We start from the raw sequence: 2616 nt of genomic DNA on the forward strand, positions 1-2616 counted from the left end.
ACCAGCACAATCGCATAGAATAAGGGCCGTTTTTACGGCCCTTTTTTTGTTGTTTGCGATGCAGGCAACGGCTGTAGGTTGCAACACCCACTGTGCTCGCCACAGCAACTCGGCTTTGCTGGCGCAAAACCTCAGACACTCTGTGTCTGCGCAAGTGGGGTTCCAACCATCGCCTTAGCTTAGCGACAACAGCCGCTGCCTGAATACTGAAATTTGCGCCAGTGAAACAAGTTAAGTTGTTAATTAAGACTTTGGAGTAGTAATGAACCCGCATTTTAACAGCGCCACCCAAACCCTGGACGCCTTAGGCCTGCGCTGCCCCGAGCCGGTAATGATGGTGCGGCTGCAAATGCGTAAAATGCAGGTCGGTGAAACCTTACTGATTATCGCCGACGACCCGGCCACCACCCGTGATATCCCGGCCTTCTGCCGCTTTATGGATCATGAGTTAGTGGCCAGTGATACTACTGAGCTGCCGTATCGTTACGTGGTGAAAAAGGTTAGTGGCTAAAACCGCTTAAGTTACTGCCAATTACGGACATAATAAATACTTCGGAGTTTACTCTGGCAAATAAGGCTGAATTTGTCTTTAGCTAAGTTATTTGTCGCAAATTGCTCATTGTACTGGCAGCAATTAATCCTTTTGCTATGGTTGTGATTACCCTATTTCTGTTTTGGATATCGCACTATTATGACGTCGCAGTATTCAGCCAAGCTCGATCAGCTTCACGGCGCTATTTATAATCCTGAGATCAGTGAAGATGAGGCCCGGCAGCATTTATTACGTTGTTGTCTTGATGGCCTGGGTATTCAGCAGGTTGGCCTATGGCAGTTTGTCGATCATGACTTACTGCGCTGCCAGTTGTTACTGGACAAAGATAACGGCTTTTCGCAGGAAGCCCTGCTGGTCGATCGTTGGAGCTTCCCGGGGTATTTTGCGGCACTGGATCAGAAAAAGATTATCCGGGCAGTAGATGCTGTAAAAGACCCGGCCACCAAAGATTTAGCCGAGTTATTCTTAAAACCCCTCAATATTAAATCGCTGCTCGACGTGCCAATTTATCATGGTGACAAAGCCACCGGCATTATCTGTTGTGAACAAACCAAGGTGATCAAACGCTGGAGCGAAGAAGAGGTCGCTTTTGTGGCGGCATTAGCTGATATTTACCGTTCACGCTTTAGTTAAGGCATTTTACCGCGTTGCGCTGGTACTGCCGCTAAACCCTTGGCACACTAGGTATTATTAGCTATATCTTACCTTCTGAAAGGATTTACCATGCGTCTGCTGTTTAGCACCTTACTGCTGGTTATCAGCACCACTTGTTTGCCTGTATCTGCCAATGACATCGAACGTACTCCTTCTGCACCCGAGCGCACTGCAACAGAAGGGGGAGGCCCTTATAAGCGGCTAATCTTGCGTGGCGGTATCTTAATCAGCGGTGAAGGTGCGCCCGCTATTGGCCCGGTGGATATTGTGATTGAAAACGACCGGATAATGCAGGTAACTGTCGTCGGCTATCCTGATGTACCGGTGCTGGAGGGTGGCAGGCCCAAAGCCGGCCCGGCTGATACTGAAATGGATGTCAGTGGCATGTATATTCTGCCTGGCTTTGTTGATATGCATGGCCATATTGGGGGTTCCGCCAACGGCATTCCGGCTGAATATGTGTTTAAACTCTGGCTGGCCCACGGCATTACCACGGTGCGTGAACCCGGCAGTTTTAATGGCCTGGCCTGGACCCTGAAACATGTTAAAGCCTCGGCTGACAACCGTATCGTAGCGCCTCGAATCGTGCCTTACGTTGGTTTCGGCCAGGGCCTTGCGCAAGCCGTGTTTAACCCTGAGCAGGCCCGTAAATGGGTGCGCGATATTAAAAAAGCCGGTGCAGCCGGTATTAAGTTTTTTGGTGCCACCCCCGGCATTATTGCCGCTGCACTGGATGAAGCAAACAAACAGCAGCTGGGCACCATGATGCACCATGCCCAGTTAAATGTGGCCCGCACCAATGTGCTGGACAGTGCCCGGATGGGGTTAGGCTCAATGGAGCATTGGTACGGGTTACCGGAGGCGCTGTTTAGCGGCCAGACTATTCAGAATTATCCGGCAGATTATAATTACCAGAATGAACAGGACCGTTTTGGCGCAGCTGGCGAGCTGTGGCGCCAGGCAGCAAAACCGGGTTCTGATAAATGGAATGCCGTACGTGATGAGTTGATAGCGCTCGATTTTACCATTAACCCTACCCTGACCATTTATGAGGCGAGCCGCGATGCTGCCGCACAGCGCAACGCTGAGTGGCACCAGGATTATACCCTGCCGACCCTGACCCAGTTTTTCACCCCCAGCCGCTATGCCCATGGCTCTTACTGGTTTGACTGGACCACCGACCATGAAATTGCCTGGCGGGAGAACTATCGGATCTGGATGCAGTTTTTAAATGACTATAAAAACCATGGCGGCCGGATCACTGTAGGCTCGGACGCCGGTTATATTTATAAAATTTATGGTTTTGCCTTTGTCCAGGAGCTGGAGCTGCTGCGCGAAGCCGGCTTTAATGCCTTAGAAGTGATCCAGGCGGCGACCCTAAATGGTGCCATAGCCTTGGGGCTGGACCA

3 protein-coding genes are annotated in these 2616 nt (G+C 50.7%); all 3 read left to right on the forward strand.

Going from position 1 to position 2616, the window contains the following annotated elements:
- Nucleotides 1–262 precede the first annotated feature (262 nt).
- Nucleotides 263–511, forward strand: a complete 249-nt coding sequence (gene tusA / locus R3177_RS14410; RefSeq protein WP_318971702.1) for a sulfurtransferase TusA — start codon at nucleotides 263–265, stop codon at nucleotides 509–511.
- A 180-nt stretch (nucleotides 512–691) separates the two neighbouring features.
- Entirely contained in the window at nucleotides 692–1186 is a 495-nt protein-coding gene (locus R3177_RS14415) for a GAF domain-containing protein (protein ID WP_318971703.1), read from the forward strand.
- Nucleotides 1187–1276: 90 nt separating this feature from the next.
- The coding region (locus R3177_RS14420; protein WP_318971704.1) for an amidohydrolase family protein at nucleotides 1277–2616 on the forward strand (1340 nt) is incomplete at its 3' end.

Source organism: Arsukibacterium sp. (assembly GCF_033722355.1).
GTDB lineage: Bacteria > Pseudomonadota > Gammaproteobacteria > Enterobacterales > Alteromonadaceae > Alishewanella.